Source organism: Kitasatospora sp. NPDC056446 (genome assembly GCF_042796115.1).
Lineage (GTDB): Bacteria > Actinomycetota > Actinomycetes > Streptomycetales > Streptomycetaceae > Kitasatospora.
The window spans coordinates 1-1,344 of record NZ_JBHTRF010000226.1 but is presented as its reverse complement, the minus strand read 5'-3'; the positions used below and the strand labels follow the sequence as shown (position 1 = coordinate 1,344).

The 1,344-nt window shown below is 67.3% G+C and carries 1 protein-coding gene; it reads left to right on the top strand.

What is annotated here, in order from left to right; all coding sequences use genetic code 11:
- Window positions 1-376: 376 nt before the first annotated feature.
- On the top strand, window positions 377-1,344 hold a 968-nt coding region (locus ACFQ6N_RS40870; protein WP_380659203.1), incomplete at its 3' end, for a hypothetical protein.

The window sequence follows — 1,344 nt, the reverse complement described above, 5'->3', positions numbered from 1 at the left end:
TACCTGGACGCGCTGGAGAACTGAGGGATCGCGCAACCAGCCCAGCATGAAGCGACAGAAGGGCGCCAAGAGCGCTCGCAGATTGTCGTTTTAAGCCCGAAAGTAGGTGCACCTGAAACCATTCCGGCGACCCGGAGAAGGGCGTCCCACGGCGCGCCAGCGGTCCGGGGCCACCGTGCAGATCCCGCTGTGCACTAGGCCTCGCCGCATCCAGCGGCGGGCCCTGCCGCAGGGCCCGCCGAAACGAAAGAGGCATCACCCCCAGCATTTCACCATGCATTGACGCGCGCTCCCCAGAGTGGCGCCCCCGGAGCCATCGCAATCCGTCGCGCCTGCTGCGCGGCGCGACGCACATCACATTCCAGGGAGTCACTGCATGTCTGCGTACGACCGTTTCATCGAAGATGCCGCAACACGCCTCGAGCTGGGCCATCGCGCCCGCTGGGTGGTGGAGGTCATCAGCGTCTGGATAACCTCCCATCACCGGGGCCTGGACGGTCTGCAGCAGCGGTTTGAACAGGCAGGTCTGGCCTCCCGTTTTCATTCCTGGCGGCAACCGGCAGCGTTGCGGCTGCCCATCGTCGCCAGTGAGCTCGAACGCGCGCTGGGCGCACACACGCTGGCCATGATCGCGCATCGCTGTGGCATGTCACCCGGTGCTTTCAGGGTGGTCGCCTGCCATCTTCTGCCCGGGGTGGTCACGCTGATGGATGCGCCGGGCGGCCTGGTGCCCTCTCCGCATGTCCATCGCAGCATCGCGGGCCCATCGCCCCGGCGCATGACCGGCACGGTGCCAACGCGCGCGATGTATGGGAGGGCCGTGCGCAGCCTGTTGTGGCTGCTGGCCATTGTCGTTGTCCTCGGCCTCACCACCTGGTTGCAGCTGAAGGCCCGCACGCCCCTGTGGACGGTGCCGGACATTCCACTCGAACACGACGCCTACCTGTCCCTGCAGCAACATGGCACACAGATGCAGGTGCACGGCAGCCTGCCCACCGAGGGGGATCGTCGCCGTATCTGGAGCACGCTGCTGGCGGTACACGGCCGGCAGAACGTGCAGGGCGGGATAACGCTGGACCCACGCGCACGCGCGCCGCGCTGGCTGGATCGCCTGATTGCCGATCTTCCGCAGCTGCAGGGCGATGGGCTGCGGCTGGAATTCGCCGGATCGCAGCTGCGCATCGACACCTCGCTGATGGAGGACGCGCAGCGGCTGGCCATCTCGCACAGGTTGCGCCAGGACTTCCCGGCACTGGACATGAGCGGCCTGTGGGGCCCGGGACTAGCGGCGCTGTCGCAGCTGCCGACGCACGCCGATGCCGCGCAGCGGATTGAAGCGCTGAA